19 protein-coding genes are annotated in these 20,908 nt (G+C 68.2%); 12 read left to right on the top strand and 7 right to left on the bottom strand.

The window, feature by feature from the left end; translation table 11 throughout:
* Positions 1-46: 46 nt before the first annotated feature.
* Complete coding sequence (locus tag AC1DYD_RS36400; RefSeq protein ID WP_478177599.1) at positions 47-1,546, top strand: circularly permuted type 2 ATP-grasp protein; 1,500 nt, start codon at positions 47-49, stop codon at positions 1,544-1,546.
* A 30-nt stretch (positions 1,547-1,576) separates the two neighbouring features.
* On the top strand, positions 1,577-2,533 hold the full coding sequence (locus tag AC1DYD_RS36395) for an alpha-E domain-containing protein (RefSeq protein WP_478177604.1): 957 nt from the start codon (positions 1,577-1,579) through the stop codon (positions 2,531-2,533).
* Between the two features lie 21 nt (positions 2,534-2,554).
* Here AC1DYD_RS36395 and glpK read toward each other — a convergent pair whose 3' ends face one another.
* The gene (gene glpK, locus AC1DYD_RS36390; protein WP_478177598.1) at positions 2,555-4,048 is read right to left on the bottom strand and encodes a glycerol kinase GlpK; all 1,494 of its coding nucleotides are present in this window, start codon (positions 4,046-4,048) and stop codon (positions 2,555-2,557) included.
* Positions 4,049-4,060: 12 nt separating this feature from the next.
* Positions 4,061-4,831: a DeoR/GlpR family DNA-binding transcription regulator gene (locus AC1DYD_RS36385; protein ID WP_478177597.1), complete on the bottom strand. Its 771-nt coding sequence runs from the start codon at positions 4,829-4,831 to the stop codon at positions 4,061-4,063.
* Between the two features lie 97 nt (positions 4,832-4,928).
* On the opposite strand from AC1DYD_RS36385, the gene glpD reads away from it, so the two are divergent.
* From glpD to AC1DYD_RS36350, 7 genes are all read left to right on the top strand, one after another.
* The gene (gene glpD, locus AC1DYD_RS36380) at positions 4,929-6,593 is read left to right on the top strand and encodes a glycerol-3-phosphate dehydrogenase (RefSeq protein ID WP_478177596.1); all 1,665 of its coding nucleotides are present in this window, start codon (positions 4,929-4,931) and stop codon (positions 6,591-6,593) included.
* Positions 6,584-7,657 carry an ABC transporter ATP-binding protein gene (locus AC1DYD_RS36375; protein ID WP_478177595.1) on the top strand — a complete coding sequence of 358 codons (1,074 nt, stop codon included), beginning with the start codon at positions 6,584-6,586 and terminating at the stop codon, positions 7,655-7,657. Before glpD ends, AC1DYD_RS36375 begins: the two co-directional genes overlap by 10 nt.
* 1 nt (position 7,658) lies before the next feature.
* On the top strand, positions 7,659-8,726 hold the full coding sequence (locus AC1DYD_RS36370; protein ID WP_478177594.1) for an ABC transporter ATP-binding protein: 1,068 nt from the start codon (positions 7,659-7,661) through the stop codon (positions 8,724-8,726).
* Positions 8,723-9,613, top strand: a complete 891-nt coding sequence (locus AC1DYD_RS36365; RefSeq protein WP_478177593.1) for a carbohydrate ABC transporter permease — start codon at positions 8,723-8,725, stop codon at positions 9,611-9,613. Before AC1DYD_RS36370 ends, AC1DYD_RS36365 begins: the two co-directional genes overlap by 4 nt.
* Positions 9,610-10,422 carry a carbohydrate ABC transporter permease gene (locus tag AC1DYD_RS36360; protein ID WP_478177592.1) on the top strand — a complete coding sequence of 271 codons (813 nt, stop codon included), beginning with the start codon at positions 9,610-9,612 and terminating at the stop codon, positions 10,420-10,422. The genes AC1DYD_RS36365 and AC1DYD_RS36360 overlap by 4 nt, the downstream gene beginning before the upstream one ends.
* A gap of 2 nt (positions 10,423-10,424) precedes the next feature.
* Positions 10,425-10,733: a DUF2160 domain-containing protein gene (locus tag AC1DYD_RS36355; protein ID WP_478177591.1), complete on the top strand. Its 309-nt coding sequence runs from the start codon at positions 10,425-10,427 to the stop codon at positions 10,731-10,733.
* A gap of 86 nt (positions 10,734-10,819) precedes the next feature.
* Positions 10,820-12,550 (top strand): ABC transporter substrate-binding protein, encoded by a 1,731-nt coding sequence (locus AC1DYD_RS36350; protein WP_478177590.1) that lies wholly within the window; start codon positions 10,820-10,822, stop codon positions 12,548-12,550.
* 12 nt (positions 12,551-12,562) lie between these two features.
* Here AC1DYD_RS36350 and AC1DYD_RS36345 read toward each other — a convergent pair whose 3' ends face one another.
* The 5 genes from AC1DYD_RS36345 to AC1DYD_RS36325 are packed head-to-tail and all read right to left on the bottom strand — an operon-like array spanning position 12,563 to position 18,222.
* The gene (locus tag AC1DYD_RS36345) at positions 12,563-13,180 is read right to left on the bottom strand and encodes an HD domain-containing protein (protein WP_478177589.1); all 618 of its coding nucleotides are present in this window, start codon (positions 13,178-13,180) and stop codon (positions 12,563-12,565) included.
* Complete coding sequence (gene mltB, locus AC1DYD_RS36340) at positions 13,180-14,256, bottom strand: lytic murein transglycosylase B (protein ID WP_478177588.1); 1,077 nt, start codon at positions 14,254-14,256, stop codon at positions 13,180-13,182. Before mltB ends, AC1DYD_RS36345 begins: the two co-directional genes overlap by 1 nt.
* 53 nt (positions 14,257-14,309) lie before the next feature.
* A complete protein-coding gene (locus tag AC1DYD_RS36335) occupies positions 14,310-16,304 on the bottom strand; it encodes a transglutaminase TgpA family protein (protein WP_478177587.1) in 1,995 nt (664 codons plus the stop codon).
* Positions 16,298-17,305, bottom strand: coding sequence for a DUF58 domain-containing protein (locus AC1DYD_RS36330; protein WP_478177586.1), 1,008 nt, complete (start codon positions 17,303-17,305; stop codon positions 16,298-16,300). The genes AC1DYD_RS36335 and AC1DYD_RS36330 overlap by 7 nt, the downstream gene beginning before the upstream one ends.
* Positions 17,302-18,222, bottom strand: coding sequence for an AAA family ATPase (locus tag AC1DYD_RS36325; protein WP_478177585.1), 921 nt, complete (start codon positions 18,220-18,222; stop codon positions 17,302-17,304). Before AC1DYD_RS36325 ends, AC1DYD_RS36330 begins: the two co-directional genes overlap by 4 nt.
* Positions 18,223-18,298: 76 nt before the next feature.
* On the opposite strand from AC1DYD_RS36325, the gene AC1DYD_RS36320 reads away from it, so the two are divergent.
* From AC1DYD_RS36320 to AC1DYD_RS36310, 3 genes are all read left to right on the top strand, one after another.
* Positions 18,299-19,252 (top strand): histone deacetylase family protein, encoded by a 954-nt coding sequence (locus AC1DYD_RS36320; RefSeq protein ID WP_478177584.1) that lies wholly within the window; start codon positions 18,299-18,301, stop codon positions 19,250-19,252.
* A gap of 4 nt (positions 19,253-19,256) precedes the next feature.
* A complete protein-coding gene (locus tag AC1DYD_RS36315; RefSeq protein WP_478177583.1) occupies positions 19,257-20,537 on the top strand; it encodes a mechanosensitive ion channel family protein in 1,281 nt (426 codons plus the stop codon).
* A gap of 136 nt (positions 20,538-20,673) precedes the next feature.
* A partial coding sequence (locus tag AC1DYD_RS36310) for an electron transfer flavoprotein subunit beta/FixA family protein (protein ID WP_478177582.1) occupies positions 20,674-20,908 on the top strand: 235 nt, incomplete at its 3' end.

Here is a 20,908-nt window from a genome sequence, read left to right as displayed (position 1 = left end):
TTGGCCTTGAACTTGCTAAGCTATGGTCAAGGAGATTGGTCGTCCCATGCACAAATTCGATGAGATGTACGAGCAGCTGCCCTACCACGGCGCGGCAGTGCGAAGCCACTACAAACGTTACGACCAATGGCTCGCCCGGCAGCCCGCCGAGGTGATGCGGTCGCGGCGGGAGGAGGCCGAGCTGATCTTTCGCCGGGTCGGCATCACCTTCGCGGTCTATGGCGCGAAGGACGAGGATGGCTCGGGCACCGAGCGCCTGATCCCCTTCGACCTGCTGCCGCGGATCATCCCGGCCCACGAGTGGGCATCGATGGAAAAAGGCCTGGTGCAGCGCGTCACGGCGCTCAACCGCTTCATCCACGACGTCTACCACGGCCAGGAGATCGTCAAGGCCGGCGTCATCCCGGCCGAGCAGATCCTGAACAACGCCCAGTACCGCCCCGAGATGGTGGGCGTCAAGGTGCCCAACGACATCTACTCGCATATTTCGGGCATCGACATCGTGCGCGCCCCCGATGCCCAGGGCAACGGCGAGTACTACGTGCTCGAGGACAACCTGCGCGTCCCCAGCGGCGTCAGCTACATGCTCGAGAACCGCAAGATGATGATGCGGCTGTTCCCCGAGCTGTTCAGCCAGAACCGGATTGCGCCGGTCGCGCACTATCCCGACCTGCTGCTCGAAACCCTGCGCGCCTCGGCCCCGCCCGCCACCGCCGAGCCCACCGTGGTGGTGCTGACGCCCGGCATGTACAACAGCGCCTATTTCGAGCACGCCTTCCTGGCCCAGCAGATGGGCGTCGAGCTGGTCGAGGGGCAGGACCTGTTCGTCAAGGACGACTTCGTCTACATGCGCACCACGCGCGGCCCGCGCCGGGTCGACGTGATCTACCGCCGGGTCGACGACGACTTCCTCGACCCCGAGGTGTTCCGCCCGACCTCGACCCTCGGCACCGCCGGCCTGATGCGGGCCTACCGCGAAGGCAACGTCGTGATCTGCAACGCGGTCGGCACCGGCGTGGCGGACGACAAGTCGATCTACCCCTACGTGCCGAAGATGATCGAGTTCTACCTCGGCGAAAAGCCGATCCTGAAGAACGTGCCGACCTACATGTGCCGCAACAAGGACGAGCTGGCCTACACGCTGGACAACATGAAGGACCTGGTGGTCAAGGAAGTGCACGGCGCCGGCGGCTACGGCATGCTGATCGGCCCGGCCGCGACCCAGGCCGAGATCGAAGACTTCAAGAAGGCCGTGCTGGCCAAGCCCGACGGCTACATCGCGCAGCCGACCCTGAGCCTGTCGACCTCGCCGACCTTCGTCGATGCCGGCATCGCGCCGCGCCACATCGACCTGCGGCCCTTCGTGCTGTCGGGCAAGGAAGTGCAGATGGTGCCCGGCGGCCTCACGCGCGTGGCGCTCAAGGAAGGCTCGCTGGTGGTCAATTCGTCGCAGGGCGGCGGCACCAAGGACACCTGGATCCTCGAGGCCGATCGCAGCGCCAAGCCGCGCGCCCCGGCGCCTTCGCAGTCGCAAAACCAGTCCTGATCAGAGAGCACACGGAAGCACACACCCATGATGTTGTCACGCACCGCCGATCACCTCTACTGGATGTCGCGCTACACCGAGCGGGCCGAGAACACCGCGCGCATGCTCGACGTCAACTACCAGACCTCGATGCTGCCGCAGTCGGCCGAGGTGGCCCAATACGGCTGGCAGGGCCTGCTGTCGATCAGCGAGCTGCTGCCGCTCTACAACGAGAAGCACGAAGGCTTCAAGCCCGACGAGGTGATGGAGTTCATGGTCAAGGACGAGTCGAATCCGTCGTCGATCCTGTCCTGCCTGCGGGCCGCGCGCGAGAATGCGCGGGCGGTGCGCGGCTCATTGCCCACCGAAGCCTGGGAGACCCAGAACACCACCTGGCTCGAAGTGAACCGGATGCTGCGCGCGGGCGATTTCGAGCGCGACCCGGGGCAGTTCTTCGAATGGGTCAAGTTCCGCTCGCACCTGTCGCGCGGCGTGACGCTCGGAACGATGCTGCAGGACGAGGCCTTCTATTTCTCGCGCCTGGGCACCTTCCTCGAGCGCGCCGACAACACGGCACGCCTGGTCGACGTCAAGTTCCATGCGCTCAACAGCGAATTCTTCGGCACCGCCACCGAAGAGGACCAGGAGTACGACTTCTATCACTGGAGCGCGATCCTGCGCAGCGTCTCGGCCTTCGAGGTCTACCGCAAGGTGTACCGCGACGTCATCAAGCCCGAGCGCGTGGCCGAACTGCTGATCCTGCGCGCCGACATGCCGCGTTCGCTGCACGCGAGCCTGCGCGAGGTGGTCGACAACCTCGACATGGTCAAGAACGAGCAGAGCGCCGAAACGCAACGCCGCGCCGGCAAGCTCTTGGCCGACCTGCAGTACGCACGGGTCGACGAGATCCTCGCGACCGGGCTGCATGCCTACCTGACGCAGTTCCTCGATCGGGTGAACGAACTGGGGTGGCGGATCAGCCAGGACTTTTTGGTGCCTGGGCACTGAGGCCGTTGATGCGCGGCCCTGTCAGGCCGCAGTGGCCTGACGCACCGCGCGCTCCCAGCGGGCCATCGATTCCTCGGCCTGTGGTCGCCCGATCGTCGGCATGAACCGCCTCTCGATCCGCCACAGTTTCGACAACTGCCCCACGTCGCTGTAGACCCCGGTCGACAGCCCCGCCAGGTAGGCAGCCCCCAGCGCCGTGGTCTCCGTGACTTCCGGCCGCACCACCGGAATGCCTAGCAGGTCCGCCTGGAACTGCATCAGCAGGTCGTTGACGCAGGCCCCCCCGTCCACCCGCAACTCGGCCACCGGGGCCCCGCCCGCGGCCACCGCGTCGCGGCTCATGGCCTGCAGCAGCGCCGCGCTCTGGTAGGCGATGCTCTCCAGCGCCGCGCGCGCGATGTGGGCGACCGTGGTGCCGCGCGTCAGCCCGGTGATGATGCCGCGCGCATCGGCGTCCCAGTAGGGCGCGCCGAGCCCGGTGAAGGCCGGCACCATCATCACGCCGCCGGCATCGGGCACGCTCTCGGCCAGCGCCTGCACTTCGGCGCTGCCCTGGATCGCCTTGAGGCCGTCGCGCAGCCACTGCACCACCGCGCCGCCGACGAAGACGCTGCCTTCCATCGCGAACTGCGGCGTGGCGCTGGTCTGCGCCGCGCTGGTCACCAGCAGGCCGTTGTGCGAGGGTTGGAAGGCCCCGCCCGTGTGCATCAGCAGGAAGCAGCCGGTGCCGTAGGTGTTCTTCGCCATGCCGGCCTCGAAGCAGGCCTGGCCGAACAGGGCGCTCTGCTGGTCGCCCGCGACGCCGCCGATCGGCAGGCTGCGCCCGAGCAGGGCCGCATCGATGTCGGCGAAATGCGCGCTCGAGGGCCTGACCGCGGGCATCAGCGAGGCCGGGATGTCGAGCGCCTTCAGCAACTCGGCATCCCAGGCGTTGCGGTGCACGTTGAACAGCATCGTGCGCGAGGCGTTGCTGACGTCGGTCGCGTGCACCTTGCCACCGGTCAGCTGCCAGATCAGCCAGCTGTCGACCGTGCCGAAGGCCAGCTCGCCGCGCTCGGCCGCAGCCCGCGCGCCGGGCACGTTGTCCAGCAGCCAGCGCAGCTTGGTGGCCGAGAAGTAGGCGTCGATCACGAGTCCGGTCTTCTCGCGGATCGCGTCGGCCATGCCATCCTCGCGCAGCCGCGCGCACAGCGGCTCGGCGCGGCGGTCCTGCCAGACGATCGCGTGATGCACCGGCTGGCCGGTCTTGCGGTTCCACAGCAGGGTGGTCTCGCGCTGGTTCGTGATGCCGACCGCGTGGATGTCCGCGGCGGCCATGCCTGACTTCGCCAGCACCTCGCGGGCGGTGGCCAGCTGGCTCGTCCAGATCTCCATCGGATCGTGCTCGACCCAGCCGGGCCGCGGGTAGATCTGCGTCAGCTCCCGTTGGGCGATGGCGACGACGCGGCCGTCGCCGTCGAAGACGATGCTGCGTGAGCTCGACGTGCCCTGGTCGAGGGCGAGCAGGTAGGTCATGGCAGGGCTCTTTCAGGTCTCGCGAGCGATCTCGCAGCGCACTTGCGCCTGCGCCAGAAGCTCGGGGAAGGGGGGAGGCGGCTCGGCGTCGGTGAACAGGCAGTCGATCTGCGACAGCTTCGCCAGCTCGATCATCGCCGGCCGGTTGAACTTGCTGGCGTCGGCCGCCAGCCAGACCTCGCGCGCCTGCGCGATGATGGTTTGCGCCACCTTCACCTCGCGCAGGTCGAAGTCGCGCAAGGTGCCGTCGTCCTCGATGCTCGAGACGCCGATCAGCGCGATGTCGACCTTGAACTGGCGGATGAAGTCGACCGTCGCCTCGCCCACGATGGCGCGGTCGCGCAGCCGCACCGAGCCGCCCGCCACGATCACCTCGCAAGACGGGTTGTCGCTCAGGATGCTGGCCACATTGAGGTTGTTGGTGATCACGCGCAGCCCGGTGTGGCGCAGCAGCGCCTTGGCGATCGCTTCGGTGGTGGTGCCGATGTTGAGGATCAGCGAGCAGTCGTTGGGCACCCGCGCCGCCACCGCCCGCGCGATCCGCGCCTTGCCTTCGGCATGCAGGTTCTCGCGCTGCCGGTAGCCGATGTTCTCGGTGGTCGAGCTCGGCACCCGCACGCCGCCGTGGAAGCGCGTCAGCAGGCCCTCGTCGGCCAGCCGCTGGACGTCGCGGCGCACGGTCTGGAGCGTCACGCCGAGCATCTCGGCCAACTGCTCGACGGTGACCGAGCCGCGCGAGCGGACGGTGTTGAGCAGCTTGAGCTGGCGAGGGTTGGAATTCACGGGGAATGGGAAAAGCAGCGAACCCTACTTTAGAGCGAACTAAAACGAATGGACTTCAGGGTTAACGACTAGGAAAATCGCGCCATAAGGAACCAAAATGAAACGATTCGAAAGCGAACGAGCAATTGTTCGTGAAGTCAATCACATCGCATCTGAAGCCCTGACCTTGAGCGCCACCGCCTCGACACCGAACGCCTTCGCCGCCGACTGCGATGTTCTCATCGTCGGCGGCGGCATCAACGGCTGCGGCATCGCGCGCGATCTCGCGGGCCGTGGCTGGCGCGTGCTGCTGTGCGAGAAGGACGACCTGGCTGCGCACACCTCGTCGTCGTCGACCAAGCTGATCCACGGCGGCCTGCGCTACCTCGAGTACTACGAGTTCTCGCTGGTGCGCAAGGCGCTGCAGGAGCGCGAGGTGCTGCTCAAGAGTGCGCCGCACATCATGTGGCCGCTGCGCTTCGTGATGCCGCACGACCCGTCGATGCGGCCGGCCTGGATGATCCGCATCGGCCTGTTCCTGTACGACCACCTGGCCAAGCGCGAGGTGCTGCCGGGCTCGCGCACGATCGACCTGCGCCGGCACGAGGCCGGCGCGCCGCTCAAGCCCGAGTTCAAGCGCGGCTTCGTCTATTCGGACGGCTGGGTCGACGATGCGCGCCTGGTGGTGCTGAACGCGATCGAAGCCCGCGCCCGCGGTGCCGAGGTGCTGACGCGCACCCGCTGCGTGCATGCGCAGCGCAGCGTCGACGGCTGGACTGCCGTGCTCGAAGGCCCCGAGGGCCGGCGCATGGTGCGCGCCCGGGCGGTGGTGAACGCCGCCGGGCCATGGGCCGAGGCCTTCCTGCGCGGCGTGGCGCACCCGGTGCACGGCGAGGCGCTGGCGACCCGGCACCTGCGGCTGGTCAAGGGCAGCCACATCGTGGTGCCGCGGCTCTTCGTGCACGACCACGCCTACATCTTCCAGAACCCCGACAAGCGGATCATCTTCGCGATCCCCTACCAGGACGACTTCACGCTGATCGGCACCACCGACATCGAACTGCAAGGCGACGACCCGGGTTCGGCGCACATCGCCGAGGACGAGATCGACTACCTCTGCGCCCAGGCCAGCCGCTATTTCGCCCAGCCTGTGAAGCCCTCGGACGTGGTCTGGACCTACTCCGGCGTGCGGCCGCTGCTCGACGATGCATCGGGCGATCCGTCGGCCGTGACGCGCGACTACCTGCTCGAATCCAACACCGCGGCGGCGCCACTGCTGTCGGTGTGGGGCGGCAAGATCACCACCTTCCGCAAGCTGGCCGAGGACGCGGCCGACGAAGTGGGGCGGATGCTGGGCGAGACCCGCGCCGCCTGGACCGATGGCGCCTTCATGGCCGGCGGCGACCTGTCGGGCTGGATCGGCGCCACCACGCGCAGTACGCGGCCCGACGACGACTTCGCGCGCTTCGTGGCGGCGGTGCAGGCGCGGCATCCGTGGCTGGAACTCGCGCTGGCGCGCCGCCTGGCGCGGGCCTACGGCGCGCGAATCTCCGAAGTGCTCGGCGACGCCGCCTCGATGGCCGACCTGGGGCCGGCGGTGGCGCCCGGCCTGCACGAGCGCGAGCTCGACTATCTCCGCGCGCAGGAATGGGCTTGCAGCGGCGACGACGTGCTGTGGCGCCGCTCCAAGCTCGGCCTGCGATTCACGCCGCAGCAGCGCGGCCAGGTGAGCGCCTGGATGCAGCGGCATGCCCGTTCGAAGGAAGGAGCCCCATGCAGCTGACACTCGATCGCGTCACCAAGAAGTCGGGTCCGCAGACCTGGCTCTACCCGCAGAGCATCGCGCCGAAAAGCGGCGCGGTGACGGTGCTGCTGGGCGCCACGCAGGCCGGCAAGACCAGCCTGATGCGCCTGATGGCCGGGCTCGACGCGCCGACCGACGGGCAGGTGCGGGTCGACGGCAAGGACGTGACCGGCGTGCCCGTGCGCGAACGCAACGTGGCGATGGTCTACCAGCAGTTCATCAACTATCCGTCGCTCAAGGTGGCCGACAACATCGCCTCGCCGCTGCGCCTGCGGGGCGAGAAGAACATCGAGGCGCGGGTGCGCGAACTGGCCGACCGGCTGCACATCGGCATGTTCCTCGACCGCTACCCGGCCGAGCTCTCGGGTGGGCAGCAGCAACGGGTGGCGCTGGCCCGTGCGCTGGCCAAGAACGCGCCGCTGATGCTGCTCGACGAGCCGCTGGTGAACCTCGACTACAAGCTGCGCGAGGGCCTGCGCGAAGAGCTCACCCAGCTTTTCGCGAGCGGCGACTCGACCGTCGTCTATGCCACCACCGAGCCCGGCGAGGCGCTGCTGCTGGGCGGCTACACGGCCGTGATGGATGCCGGCGAACTGCTGCAGTACGGGCCGACCGCCGAGGTGTTCCACGCGCCGCAATCGCTGCGGGTGGCGCGCGCCTTCAGCGATCCGCCGATGAACCTGATGGCCGGGCGCGTGGTCGCCGGCGGCGTGCAGCTGGAGGGCGGCCCGCTGCTGCCGCTGAACCTTCCGGCCGGGGTCGACGGCACGGTCACGGTCGGCCTGCGCGCCAGCGCGCTCAACGTCGGCGCGGGCGAGGGCGACTTGGCTTTGCCCGGCAAGGTCGAACTGGCCGAGATTTCCGGATCCGACACCTTCGTCCACGTCGAGACGCTGGTGGGCGAACTGGTTGCGCAACTGACCGGCGTGCACCGCTTCGAACTCGGCGCGGCGATCACGCTGTATTTCAGCGCATCGCAAGCCTATGCGTTCGACAGCGGCGAGCGGCTCGCGGTCGCGCCGCAATGGCGCAGGAAAGGCTGACATGGCACGCATCGACCTGGACCTGGCCCATGCCTACCGCCCGAACCCGGTGCAGGAGAGCGACTACGCGCTGCTGCCGCTCAGGATGAGCTTTCGCGACGGCGGCGCCTATGCCTTGCTCGGCCCCTCGGGCTGCGGCAAGACCACGATGCTCAACATCATCTCGGGCCTGCTGGCGCCGTCGAAGGGCAGCGTCAAGTTCAACGGCCGCGACGTGACGCTGGAGACCCCGCAGCAGCGCAACATCGCGCAGGTGTTCCAGTTCCCGGTGATCTACGACACCATGACCGTGGCGCAGAACCTCGCGTTTCCGCTGCGCAACCGCAACATGCCCGCCGAGCAGATCCGCAGGCGCGTCGGCGAGATCGCCGAGATGCTCGACATGAGCGGCCAGCTCAACCAGCGTGCGGCCGGCCTCGCAGCCGATGCCAAGCAGAAGATTTCGCTCGGGCGCGGCCTGGTGCGCAGCGACGTGTCCGCGGTGCTCTTCGACGAGCCGCTGACCGTGATCGACCCGCATCTCAAGTGGCAGCTGCGGCGCAAGCTCAAGCAGATCCACCGCGAGCTCAAGCTGACCTTGATCTACGTCACGCACGACCAGGTCGAGGCGCTCACTTTCGCCGAGGAAGTGGTCGTGATGACGCGCGGCAAGGCGGTGCAGATCGGCAGCGCCGAGGCCTTGTTCGAGCGGCCGGCCCATACCTTCGTCGGCCATTTCATCGGTTCGCCGGGGATGAACTTCCTGCCGGTGCGCAGTGCCGGCGGCACGCTCGAGATCGCGGGCACGCGCCTCGCGTCGACCCGCGAGCTGCCCGAGGGCGCGCTCAAGCTTGGCATCCGGCCCGAGTACGTGGCGCTGGTCGAGGCCAACGCGCCGGGCGCGGTGCCCGCCACCCTGACGCAGGTGCAGGACGTCGGCACCCACCTGATGCTGAGCGCCCGGGCCGGCGAGAGCGCCGTCAAGGCCCGGCTGGCATCGGATGCCACGGTGCCGGCGCCGGGCGCCACCGTCTGGCTGCAGGTGCTGGGCCGCAAGAGCTGCTTCTACCGCGACGAGGAACTCGTATGAACGGCTACAACAAACCGCTGAACCAGAAGGCGTGGTGGCTGGTGCTGCCGGTGCTGCTGTGCGTCGCCTTCTCGGCCATCGTGCCCTTGATGACGGTGGTCAACTATTCGGTGCAGGACATCATCTCGCCCGAGCGCCGGGTCTTCGTCGGCACCGAGTGGTTCGCGGCCGTGATGCGCGACGACGAGCTGCATGCGGCGCTCGGGCGGCAGCTCGGCTTCTCGATCGCGGTGCTGGTGGTCGAGATCCCGCTCGGCATCTGCCTGGCGCTGTCGATGCCGGCCACCGGCTGGAAGGCCTCGGCGGTGCTGGTGGTGGTGGCGCTGTCGCTGCTGATCCCATGGAACGTGGTCGGCACCATCTGGCAGATCTTCGGCCGCGCCGACATCGGGCTCTTCGGCTACACGCTGCAGAAGCTGGGCATCGACTACAGCTACACCGGCAACGCGCGCGATGCCTGGTTGACCGTGCTGCTGATGGACGTCTGGCACTGGACGCCGCTGGTGGCGCTGCTGTGCTTCGCCGGCCTGCGCTCGATCCCCGACGCCTACTACCAGGCGGCGCGCATCGACGGCGCCAGCAAGTTCGCGGTGTTCCGCTATATCCAGCTGCCGAAGATGCGCGGCGTGCTGGTGATCGCGGTGCTGCTGCGCTTCATGGACAGCTTCATGATCTACACCGAGCCCTTCGTGCTGACCGGCGGCGGGCCCGGCAATGCGACCACCTTCCTGAGCCAGTACCTGACGCAGAAGGCGGTGGGGCAGTTCGACCTGGGCCCGGCGGCGGCGTTCTCGCTGATCTACTTCCTGATCATCCTGCTGCTGTGCTTCGTGCTCTACAACTGGATGCTGCGCGTCGGCACGCTCGAGGTGGAGGAAGAGAAATGAACGAGCGCCGCTATCGCAAGCGCAGCGTCTTCCTGCTGCTCTACCTGGTGTTCGCGCTGCTGCCCATCTACTGGATGGTCAACATGAGCTTCAAGACCAACGAGGAGATCCTGTCGAGCTTCTCGTTCTTCCCGCAGAGCTTCACCTGGGAGAACTACCGGCGCATCTTCACCGACGAGTCCTGGTACTCGGGCTACATCAACAGCCTGATCTACGTCGGCATCAACACCGTGATCTCGCTCACGGTGGCGTTGCCGGCGGCCTATGCCTTCTCGCGCTACACCTTCCTCGGCGACAAGCATGTGTTCTTCTGGCTCTTGACCAACCGCATGACGCCGCCGGCGGTCTTCCTGCTGCCTTTCTTCCAGCTCTATTCGACCGTCGGACTGATGGACACGCACCTGGGCGTGGCACTGGCGCACCTGCTCTTCAACGTGCCGCTGGCGGTCTGGATCCTCGAAGGCTTCATGAGCGGCATCCCGCGCGAGATCGACGAGACCGCCTACATCGACGGCTACTCGTTCCCGCGCTTCTTCCTCACGCTGTTCCTGCCGCTGATCAAGGCCGGCGTCGGCGTCGCGGCCTTCTTCTGCTTCATGTTCAGCTGGGTCGAGCTGCTGCTGGCGCGCACGCTGACCAGCGTCAACGCCAAGCCGATCGTGGCGACGATGACGCGCACCGTGAGCGCGTCCGGCATGGACTGGGCCACGCTGGCGGCCGCCGGCGTGCTGACCATCGTGCCCGGCGCGATCGTGATCTGGTTCGTGCGGCACTACATCGCCAAGGGCTTCGCGATGGGGAGGGTCTGATCATGTTCGACTGGATGGTCTGGACCACCCCGGTGGCCGTCTTCTTCACCTGCATCGCGCTGATGCTGGTCGGCATGACCGTGTGGGAGCTCAAGTCGCCGACCACGCTGCGGCGCGGCTGGCTGCCGCTGGAGACCACGCGCGGCGACCGGCTCTTCATCGGCTTGCTGACCGCGGCCTACATCAACCTGATCTTCATCGGCCTGGCCGGCAGGTTCCAGGAGTGGTTCGGCCTCGAGGCCGAACCATCGATCTGGATCAGCTTCGTCCTCTCGATGGGCGTGCTTGCGCTGATCATGCGAAAGGGTTGAGTCTTTTTTTTTGTCCATCGGACCGGCCCTCCGCTTTCCCGGGGCCGGCTCCGAAAGAACCGGGAAGCGCCATCGAGGAGACAACCATGAAGATTCGCTACACAGCAATGGCTCTGGCAGCGGCGACTTTCGCCTTGCAGAGCGCATGGGGCGGGGAGGCGGAGGCCAAGAAATGGATCGACAGCGAGTTCCAGCCGTCGACCCTCAGCAAGGAGCAGCAGGCGGCCGAAATGAAGTGGTTCATCGACGCCGCCAAGAAGCTGCAGGACAAGGGCGTGAAAGAGGTCGCGGTGGTGTCGGAGACCATCACCACGCACGAGTACGAATCGAAGACGCTGACCAAGGCCTTCGAGGAAATCACCGGCATCAAGGTCAAGCACGACATCATCCAGGAAGGCGACGTGGTCGAAAAGCTGCAGACCTCGATGCAGTCGGGCAAGTCGATCTATGACGGCTGGATCTCCGACTCCGACCTGATCGGCACCCACTACCGCTACGGCAAGATCATGTCGCTGACCGAGTACATGGCGGGCGCCGGCAAGGAATGGACCAATCCGGGGCTCGACGTGAAGGACTTCATCGGCACCAGCTTCACGACGGCGCCCGACGGCCAGCTCTACCAACTGCCCGACCAGCAGTTCGCCAATCTCTACTGGTTCCGCGCCGACCTGTTCGCGCGCAAGGACCTGCAGGACAAGTTCAAGGCCAAGTACGGCTACGACCTCGGCGTGCCGCTCAACTGGAGCGCCTACGAGGACATCGCCGAGTTCTTCACGGCCGACGTCAAGACCATCGACGGCAAGCCGATCTACGGCCACATGGACTACGGCAAGAAGGACCCGTCGCTGGGCTGGCGCTTCACCGATGCCTGGCTCTCGATGGCTGGCACGGCCGACAAGGGCATCCCGAACGGCATGCCGGTCGACGAGTGGGGCATCAAGGTGGCGGCCGACAAGTGCACGCCGGTCGGCGCCTCGGTGGCGCGCGGCGGCGCGACCAATTCGCCGGCTGCGGTCTACGCGCTCACCAAGTACATCGACTGGATGAAGAAGTACGCGCCCAAGGAGGCCACCGGGATGACCTTCGGCGAGGCCGGGCCGGTGCCCGCGCAGGGACAGATTGCGCAACAGATCTTCTGGTACACCGCTTTCACGGCCGACATGACCAAGCCCGGGCTGCCGGTGGTCAACGCGGACGGCTCGCCGAAGTGGCGCATGGCGCCCGGCCCGAACGGCCCGTACTGGAAGCAGGGCATGCAGAACGGCTACCAGGACGTCGGCTCGTGGACCTTCTTCAAGGCCCATGACCCCAACAAGACAGCGGCGGCCTGGCTCTATGCCCAGTTCGTCACTTCCAAGACCGTCTCGGCCAAGAAGAGCGTGGTGGGCCTGACCTTCATCCGCGAGAGCGACATCCGCCACGAGTACTTCACGCAGAACGCCAACAAGTACGGCGGGCTGATCGAGTTCTACCGCAGCCCGGCGCGGGTGGCCTGGACGCCGACCGGCACCAACGTGCCCGACTACCCGAAGCTGGCGCAGTTGTGGTGGAAGAACGTGGCCGAGGCGGTCACGGGCGAGAAGACGCCGCAGAAGGCGATGGACAACCTGGCCGAGGAGATGGACAACGTGATGGGCCGCCTGGAGCGCGCCGGCATGGCCAAGTGCGCGCCCAAGCTGGCGCCGAAGGGCGACCCGGCCAAGATGCTGAGCGACGAGCACGCGCCGTGGAAGAAGCTCGCGAACGAGAAGCCGAAGGGCGAGACCATCGACTACGACAAGCTGCTGACGGCCTGGAAAGAAGGAAAAGTGCGCTGAAGCCCGCGGCGCTCAGTTGAGCGCCTGCTGGAGATTGCGGCGCGCCGCGGCTTCCAGCAGCTGGCGCAGCGACGCGGTCCGATACAGCGGCTCGCGGGCCAGGAAGCGGCCCAGGATCTCGCGCCGCCGCGGTTCGAAGACCTCGGGCGGGATGTGCGCGTACTCGATGCGGATCTGTCGCTCGTACTCGGCGAAGCGCTCGAGCGGGGCGCCGAGGATCGCGAGGTCGATGTCGACCAGCAGCTGCGCATCCTTGCCTTCCGGCACGGCCTCGTGGCGCGTGGCCATCACGAGCGCATGCACGCGCTCGGCAGCCTCGGGCGCGGCGCCGGCGTTGCGCAGTGCGCGCCGCGCCCAGTCGGCGCTGCGCGCCTCGTTGTCGTGCCGGCCGAGGTCGTAGACGGCGTCGTGGAACCAGAGCGCCAGCGCGACCTCGCCGGGGCGCCCGGCCTGGCTGCGCTCGCGCTCGAAGTGCAGCAGGCACTCGGCCAGGTGCTGGCGCGTGTGGTAGGCGCGCTGCGGCTCGTCGTAGCGCGCCAGCAAGCGGTCGAAGAGCGCGTCGTCCGGGGCGTCCACGCCGAGGTCGTGCCACGCGTCGGCCCATGACCTGCGCAGCGCTGCGGTGTCCATCACTGCGCCATCGCCGCCCGCACTTCGCGACCCAGATCGATCACCGACATCGCGTAGTAGCTGCTCCAGTTGTAGCGCGTGATGACGTAGAAGTTGCGGGTGCCGGCGACGTAGCTCGGCGCGTCGTAGCCGTTCTGCAGCTCGACCAGTGCCAGCAGGCCGGGGTGCCTGAGCGCCTCGCCCTGGAGCACCGCGCCGCCGGCGACAAAGGCATCGATGCTGAAGGTCGGCACGATGTCCGGCGCCAGCAGCACCGACTTCAGGAGCCGGGATTCGTCGAAGCTCACCGGGAAGATCGGCGGCAATCCCGGCTGCCAGCCGAAGGCCTTGAAATAGCTCGCCACGGAGCCGATCACGTCGGCCGGGTTGTGGACCAGGTCGATGCGTCCGTCGCCGTCGAAGTCCACCGCGTATTTCGCGATGCTGCTCGGCATGAACTGCGGCATGCCCATGGCGCCGGCGTAGCTGCCCAGCGGCACCATCGGGTCTTCGGCGGTACGGCTCTCGGTGCTCAGGAAACTCTCGAGTTCGCCGCGGAAGAAGGCCTGGCGCTCGGCCGCGCGCGGATGCGCCTGCGGGAAGTCGAAGGCCAGCGTGGTGAGGGCGTCGATGACGCGGAAGCTGCCCATGTTGCGGCCATAGAGGGTCTCGACGCCGACGATGCCGACGATGATCTCGGGCGGCACGCCGTAGCTTGCCTCGGCCCGCGCCAGGGTTGCGGCGTTGTCGCGCCAGAAACGCACGCCGGCGGCGATGCGGACCGGGTCGATGAAGCGGCTGCGATAGACCTGCCAGTTCTTCGGCGTGCCGCTCGGCGCGGGCAGCATCAGCTGCGGCACATGGGGCAACTGCCGCGCATTGCCGATGGTCGCCCGTACCCAGGCGGGGTCGAGGTCGCGCCGTGCCGCCACCTCGTCGGCGAACTGCATGGCGTCGGGGCGCGTGGCGTAGGGAATGCCGCCGCGCACCGTGGCGCCGCGCTTGTCCTTTGCCGCCTGGGCCGCGGCGGGCGCCGCCGCGAGGAAGGTGGCTGCCAGGAGGAAGGCCGGCAGGGCGTTGAGGAGAAGGCGTCGCATCGCGTCGATTGTGCCGCCGGCGCGGCCCCTGTCCCGAACCGACACAAGTGGTTTCAGCGCGGCCATGCAAGCCGGCGAAATTCGCGGCGCAGGGTCGACAGCGCCTCGGCCGGGGCTCTCGCATAGCGCTGCGCCTCGAGGCGCAGCAGCCATTGCCGCGCCGGCTCCGCGCCGCTGCCGAAGCGCTCCGACAGGCAGGCTGCCATCTGGCGCGGCGAAGCGCCGACGGGCACTGCGATGCCGGCTCGCTGGAGCCGCGCGCGGGCCCGGTCCAGCAGCCGCAGCCAGGGGTCGTGCTGGCTGCGCTCCCAGAGCGTCCAGCCGGCACCCGCCAGGCTCGCGACCACCAGCAGCGCGAGCAGCACCAGTACCAGGTCCTGCAGGCTGGGGGCCTCGAAGCCGAGGGTCTTGAGCAGGTCCAGCTGCCGGTTCTGCGTGTAGTTGAGCACCCACTGGTTCCAGCCGTTATTGACGGCCTCCCAGGCGGCGCGCAGGTTCTGCGACAGGGTCGGATTCATGGCGCCGATCGCGCCGGCGATGAGGCCGGGCTGCGGTGCCAGCCGGCGGAACTGGCCGACCCGGTCGGGCGAGATCGCACCGGTCGGATCGACCCGCACCCAGCCGACGCCGGCCTGCCAGACCTCGGCCCACGCATGGGCGTCGCTGTTGCGCAGCACCCAGAAGTTGTCGACGCCGTTGATCTCGCCGCCCTGGTAGCCCGTGACGATGCGGGCCGGAATGTCGAGCGCGCGCATCAGCACCACGAAGGCCGAGGCGATGTGCTCGCAGAATCCTGCCTTGCGGTCGAACCAGAACTCGTCGGCGGTGTCGTCGCCGTAGAGGCCGGGTTCCAGCGTGTAGGCGTAGCCACCGGTGCGCAAGCGCTGCAGCACGTTCTGCACCAGGGCCGGCGTGGCGGCACCGGCCAGCGCCGGATCGGCTCGCATCTGCGCCGCCAGCGCCACCGTGCGCGGGTTCGAGCCCGGCGGCAGGGCGACGTAGGCCTGGAGCGCGGCCGTACGGCGCGTCGGGCCGCTCTCGAACTGAGTGAAGCTTTCGGCCCGGAAACGCACCAGGTCGCCGATCGGCCGATTGGCGATCCATTGAAGCTCCGGGGTCCCGAACAGTTCGTAGCCAGGCAGCTCGGGCCGGGTCGGCGTGGCGTCGAGCGTCAGCACCCAGGGGCGGTTCGCGGGTTCCAGGGTGACTTCGTAGCCGACCGACGGGCCGCGCACCCGCAGGTCCCGCGGCAGGAGGCTGCGCGAGAAGGGCGGCGGTGCAGTCCATTCGCGGCCGTCGAACTGCGACAGCACCGGGCCGCGGAAATAGAGCGTCGGGCGGGGCGGCACGCGGCCGTCGTCGAACTTGATGCGCGCCGCGATGCCGTCGTCGAGCGCGAGCGCGGCCATGGCGCCGACGCGCATCGTGCTCGACAGCCCGGTGCGCCCGGTCATGGCGTCGTTCGGCGTGCCCCACAGCGGCGCCATGCGCGGGAACAGCAGGAACAGCACCAGCATGATCGGCGCGCCCAGCAGCGCCATCCAGCCGGCGGTGCGCGCGGCCTGCGCCAGCGGCGGCCTGCCCACCGGCATGTGGGCGTTGACCAGCGCGGTCAGCAGGCCCAGCAGCGCCAGCAGCATCGCGAAGGCGGTCGCGAGCGATTGCGAATAGAAGAAGTTCGTGAGCATCGTGAAGAAGCCCAGGAAGAAGATCACGAAGGCATCGCGCCGGGCCCGCAGCTCCAGCGTCTTCAGCGCCAGCAGGATGACCACCAGCGTCACGCCGGCATCGCGGCCCAGCAGCGTGCGATGGGTCAGGTAGGTCGCGACCAGCGTCAATGCGAGCAGGGCGATGCGCCAGCCCTTGCCGGGCAGCGGGCGGCCCTGCACCGCCAGCGTGCCGCGCCACAGCAGCACGATGGCGGCCAGCGCGCTGCACCACCACGGCAGGTTGGGCGCCTGCGGCAGCAGGATGAGGCCGATGACACCCAGCAGGAAGAGGGTGTCCCTGGCATCGCGCGGCAGGGCCTGCAGCCTGGCGCTCAGCATAGGGCCAGCAGCTCCAGGCATTGCCGCTTGTGCGCTTCGCCCTGCGACGGTGCCACCGCGCGGCCGGCCATGCGCAGGCCATAGTCGACGCCCAGCCGGTCCGCCATCAACACCCAGGCGCAGAGCCGGGAGATCCGTGCTTCCTGATCCGGCAGTCCCGCGGCCTGGGCGTCGAGCCAGAGTTCCTGCCGCTGCGCCTGCTGCGTATCCCGGCTCACGAGATCGTCGGATCCCATGGCCTGCGCCTGCGCCGCACGCTTCCAGACCACCCGCTTCAAGGGATCGCCGCGGCGATAGGCGCGCACCCCGTCGTATTCGCCGGAGGGGTGGGCGCGCAGCGCGGCCGACGCGGCCTGGCCGGCCAGCGGCTCGCCGGCAGGCAGCGGCGGCGGATGGGCCTCGGGCGCCGGATAGACCAGCACCTTCGAGGCCGGCCGCCACACGGTCCAGACCCGAAAGGTGCCGAGCGGAAAGCGGGTTTCCGCGGTCAGCGTCGGAACCGGGTGCAGGCCGCGGCGCTCGGGCCTGAAGGCCACCTCGACCGTGGCGCTGCCTTCGGCCGGTACGTCGCACCAGGCCCACTGGCCGCTGCGGTGTACCGCGAGGCCGATGCCGTAGCGCGTGCTGCGGCGCGCGTTGTCGAGCACCACGCGGAATACCGCGGCGGCCGCGGCATAGCGCGGCTCGGGCGCCAGCAGGTGCAGCGCCAGGCCGCGCAGCGTGGCATGGCACACATACATGCCGACCGCCACGCTGCCGGCCAGCAGGAAGGTCAGCAGGTAGCCGAGATTGAGCTGGTAGTTGATCGACGCGACCAGCAGCAGCAGCAGCGTGGCCGCCAGCATCCAGCCGGCCCGGGTCGGCACGATGTAGACATTGCGCTGCGTCAGATCGAGCGCATCCGAGGGCGGGCGCCGTGTCAGGAACCAGCGATCGATACGCTGGCGCAAGGGCGCGTGGCGCTCGGCGAGCCAGGCGCGGGCGGGCGCCGGTGCCTTCACGGCAGCGGCACCGCCGCGATCATGGCGCGCACCTGCTCGACCGCGCCGCGGCCGGCATCGCCGACCGGCGTGAGCCGGTGCGCGATGGTCTGCGGCAGCACCGCCTGGACATCGTCCGGCGCCACGTAGTCGCGATTGGCCAGCAGCGCCTGCGCCTTGGCCGCGCGCAGCACCGCGATGCCCGCGCGCGGCGAGAGGCCCTGCAGGAACCAGCGGCCCGAGCGGGTGGCGGCCATCAGGTCCTGCAGGTAGCTCAGCAGCGGCTCGGAGGCGTGGACCTGCAGCACCCGCTGCTGCAGCGCCGTCAGCTCGCCGGCGGTCAGCAGCGCCGGCAGTCCGGCCAGTAGCTCGCGCCGGTCGGCGCCCGCGAGCAGCTCGCGTTCGGCCGCGCGGTCGGGGTAGCCGAGCGAGATGCGCATCAGGAAGCGGTCGAGCTGCGACTCGGGCAGGGCGAAGGTGCCGAGCTGGTCGTGCGGGTTCTGGGTCGCGATGACGAAGAAGGGCGTCGGCAGCGGCCGGGTCTCGCCCTCGACCGTGACCTGCTTCTCTTCCATCGCCTCCAGCAGCGCGCTCTGGGTCTTGGGGCTGGCGCGGTTGATCTCGTCGGCCAGCAGCACCTGGGCGAAGATCGGGCCCGGGTGGAACACGAAGGCCTGCTGGCCGCGGTCGTAGATCGCGACGCCCGAGAGGTCGCCCGGCATCAGGTCGGCGGTGAACTGAACGCGCGAGAAATGCAGCCCGAAGGTGTGCGACAGCGCGTGTGCCAGGGTGGTCTTGCCGACCCCCGGCACGTCCTCGATCAGCAGGTGGCCGCCGGCCAGCAGGCAGGCCACGCAATCGCGCACCTGCGCCTCTTTGCCCACGATCACCGTGTTAAGCTGGCCGAGCAAACTGGCGAGCTTCGCGGCGACGTCCATTTTTGTATCCATATGCAAACAATACCGTAAAGCCCGGCGGGCCCATGCCGCATGGGGGTACGACGTGATTCGATCCATGGGTAAAACCGGCTATTTCACACATCGCGATTGCTGGAAGCACGACATGGGGCCGGGCCATCCCGAATGCCCCGCGCGGCTCGACGCGATCGAGGATCGCCTTCTGGTCACCGGCGTCGGCGACGCCCTGGAGCGGATCGAGGTGCCGCTGGCCACCTTGCCGCAGATCACGCGGGCGCACAGCGTGGCCCACATGGAGCATCTCGAGGCCCTGAGCCAGCGGCTGGTCGAGGATGCGCCGGCCGGCGGCCCCGATCATGCGCAGATCGATCCCGACACCTCGCTCACCCGCTTCACGCTGCTGGCCGCCCGGCGCGCCGCCGGTGCCGCCATCGCGGCCACCGACGCCGTGATCGCCGGGGCCGTCGACAACGCCTTCTGCGCGGTGCGCCCGCCCGGCCACCACGCCTGCCGCGACAAGGCGATGGGTTTCTGTTTCTTCAACAATATCGCGATCGCGGTGCGCCATGCGATCGAGGAACACGGGCTCGAGCGGGTGGCGGTGGTCGACTTCGATGTCCACCACGGCAACGGCACCGAGGACATCCTCAGCAACGACCCGCGGGTGCTGATGGTCGGCATCTTCCAGCATCCGTTCTATCCGTACAGCGGCACCGATCACCCGGCGCCGAACATGCTCAACCTGCCGGTGCCGGCCTACACCAAGGGCATGGACGTGCGCGAGCTGATCGAGGCCTGCTGGATGCCGCGGCTGGAGGAATTCAAGCCGCAGATGATCTTCGTCAGCGCCGGCTTCGATGCCCATCGCGACGACGACCTGGGCCAGCTGCGGCTGAACGAGCATGACTTCGGCTGGATCACCGGCCGCGTGGTCGACGTGGCGCGCCGGCACGCCAAGGGCCGCATCGTCTCGATGCTCGAAGGGGGCTACAACCTCGATGCGCTGGCGCGCAGCGTCGAGGAGCACCTGCGCGTTCTGGCCGATCTGTAGCGGGATGAATTTCAGCGAGTTCGGCCAGAAGCTCGGCCAGATCCAGGCCCGCGGCCTGTGGATCGAGATCGCGATCCTGGCCGGCTGCGTGCTCGTGGCCTGGGCCGTGTGCCGGTGGTTCGGGCGCGACCAGCCGAGGGATTCGATCTGGTTCGGCCAGCGCACCATCGACGGCCTGCTGTTCCCGATTCTTTCGCTGCTGTTCACCGACCTGGCGCGGCGGGCGGTGATCGGCTTCCAGCCGGTCCTGGTGCTTCGCATCGCGGTGTCGGTGTTCGTCTCGCTGGTGGCGATCCGCTTCTTCGCCCGGGTGCTCAGCGCGGTCTTTCCGGCCTCGGCGATGGCACGGCTGGTGGAGCGGACCATTTCCTGGATCGCGTGGATCGGCGCCGTGCTCTGGATCGTCGGCCTGCTGCCGCCGGTGCTGGCCGAACTCGACGAGATCACGCTGGCCTTCGGCCGCTCGCGCGTGAGCCTGCGCACCATTCTCGAGGGCACGCTGTCGGGCGGCCTGGTGCTGGTGATCGCGCTCTGGATCTCGGCCACCATCGAGAAGCGCATCCTGAGCGAGGCGGTGGCCGATCTCTCGATGCGCAAAGTGGCGTCGAACGCGATCCGTGCCTTCCTGCTGCTGATCGGCCTGCTGTTCGCGCTGTCGGCGGTGGGTGTCGACCTGACCGCGCTGTCGGTGCTCGGCGGCGCACTCGGCGTCGGCCTGGGCCTGGGCCTGCAGAAGCTGGCGGCCAACTATGTGAGCGGCTTCGTGATCCTGCTCGAGCGCTCGATCCGCATCGGCGACAACGTGCGCGTCGACGGCTTCGAGGGCCGCATCACCGACATCAAGACCCGCTACACGCTGGTGCGCGCGGGCAACGGCCGCGAGTCGATCGTGCCGAACGAATCGATGATCACGAGCCGGGTCGAGAACCTTTCGCTGGCCGATCTCAAGTTCAACGTCACGACCAGCATCGTGGTCGGCTACGGCAGCGACGTGGCGCAGGTGCAGGCCATCCTTTGCGAGTCGGCGGTGGCGCAGCCGCGCGTGTTGCAGGACCCGGCGCCGGTCGCCTTCCTGCTGAACTTCGCGCCCGACGGACTCGAGTTCACGCTCAACTTCTGGGTCTCCGATCCCGACAAGGGCAGGGACAACCTGCGCTCGGCGATCAACGTCGCGATCCTCGAGGGCCTGCGCCGGGCCGGCATCGAAATTCCGTACCCCCAGCGCATGGTCCGCGTCGAGTCGTTACCTGTCGGTACTTCTCCGGCCCCGGCAGCTCGCCTATAATCACAAAAAAGCACGACCGTTCTTTTTCTTCGAGTCTCAGCCCCCTGATTGAAATGAACAGTCCTCGCGGAGGCCGGCGCCTAAAATTGCCGGCTGCCTGCAAGCCCCGATTTCTCAAATCAATGGAGTCCAACCCATGAAGATTCTTGTCCCCGTCAAGCGGGTCGTCGACTACAACGTCAAGGTGCGCGTGAAGAGCGACGGCACCGGTGTCGACATTGCCAACGTGAAGATGAGCATGAACCCCTTCGACGAGATCGCGGTCGAAGAGGCGGTGCGCCTGAAGGAAAAGGGCGCGGCCACCGAGATCATCGCGGTGTCCTGCGGCGACGCGAAGTGCCAGGAGACGCTGCGCACGGCGATGGCCATTG

The organism is Variovorax sp. P4_B11 (genome assembly GCF_056402355.1).
This window is presented reverse-complemented; position numbering and strand designations above follow the sequence as displayed.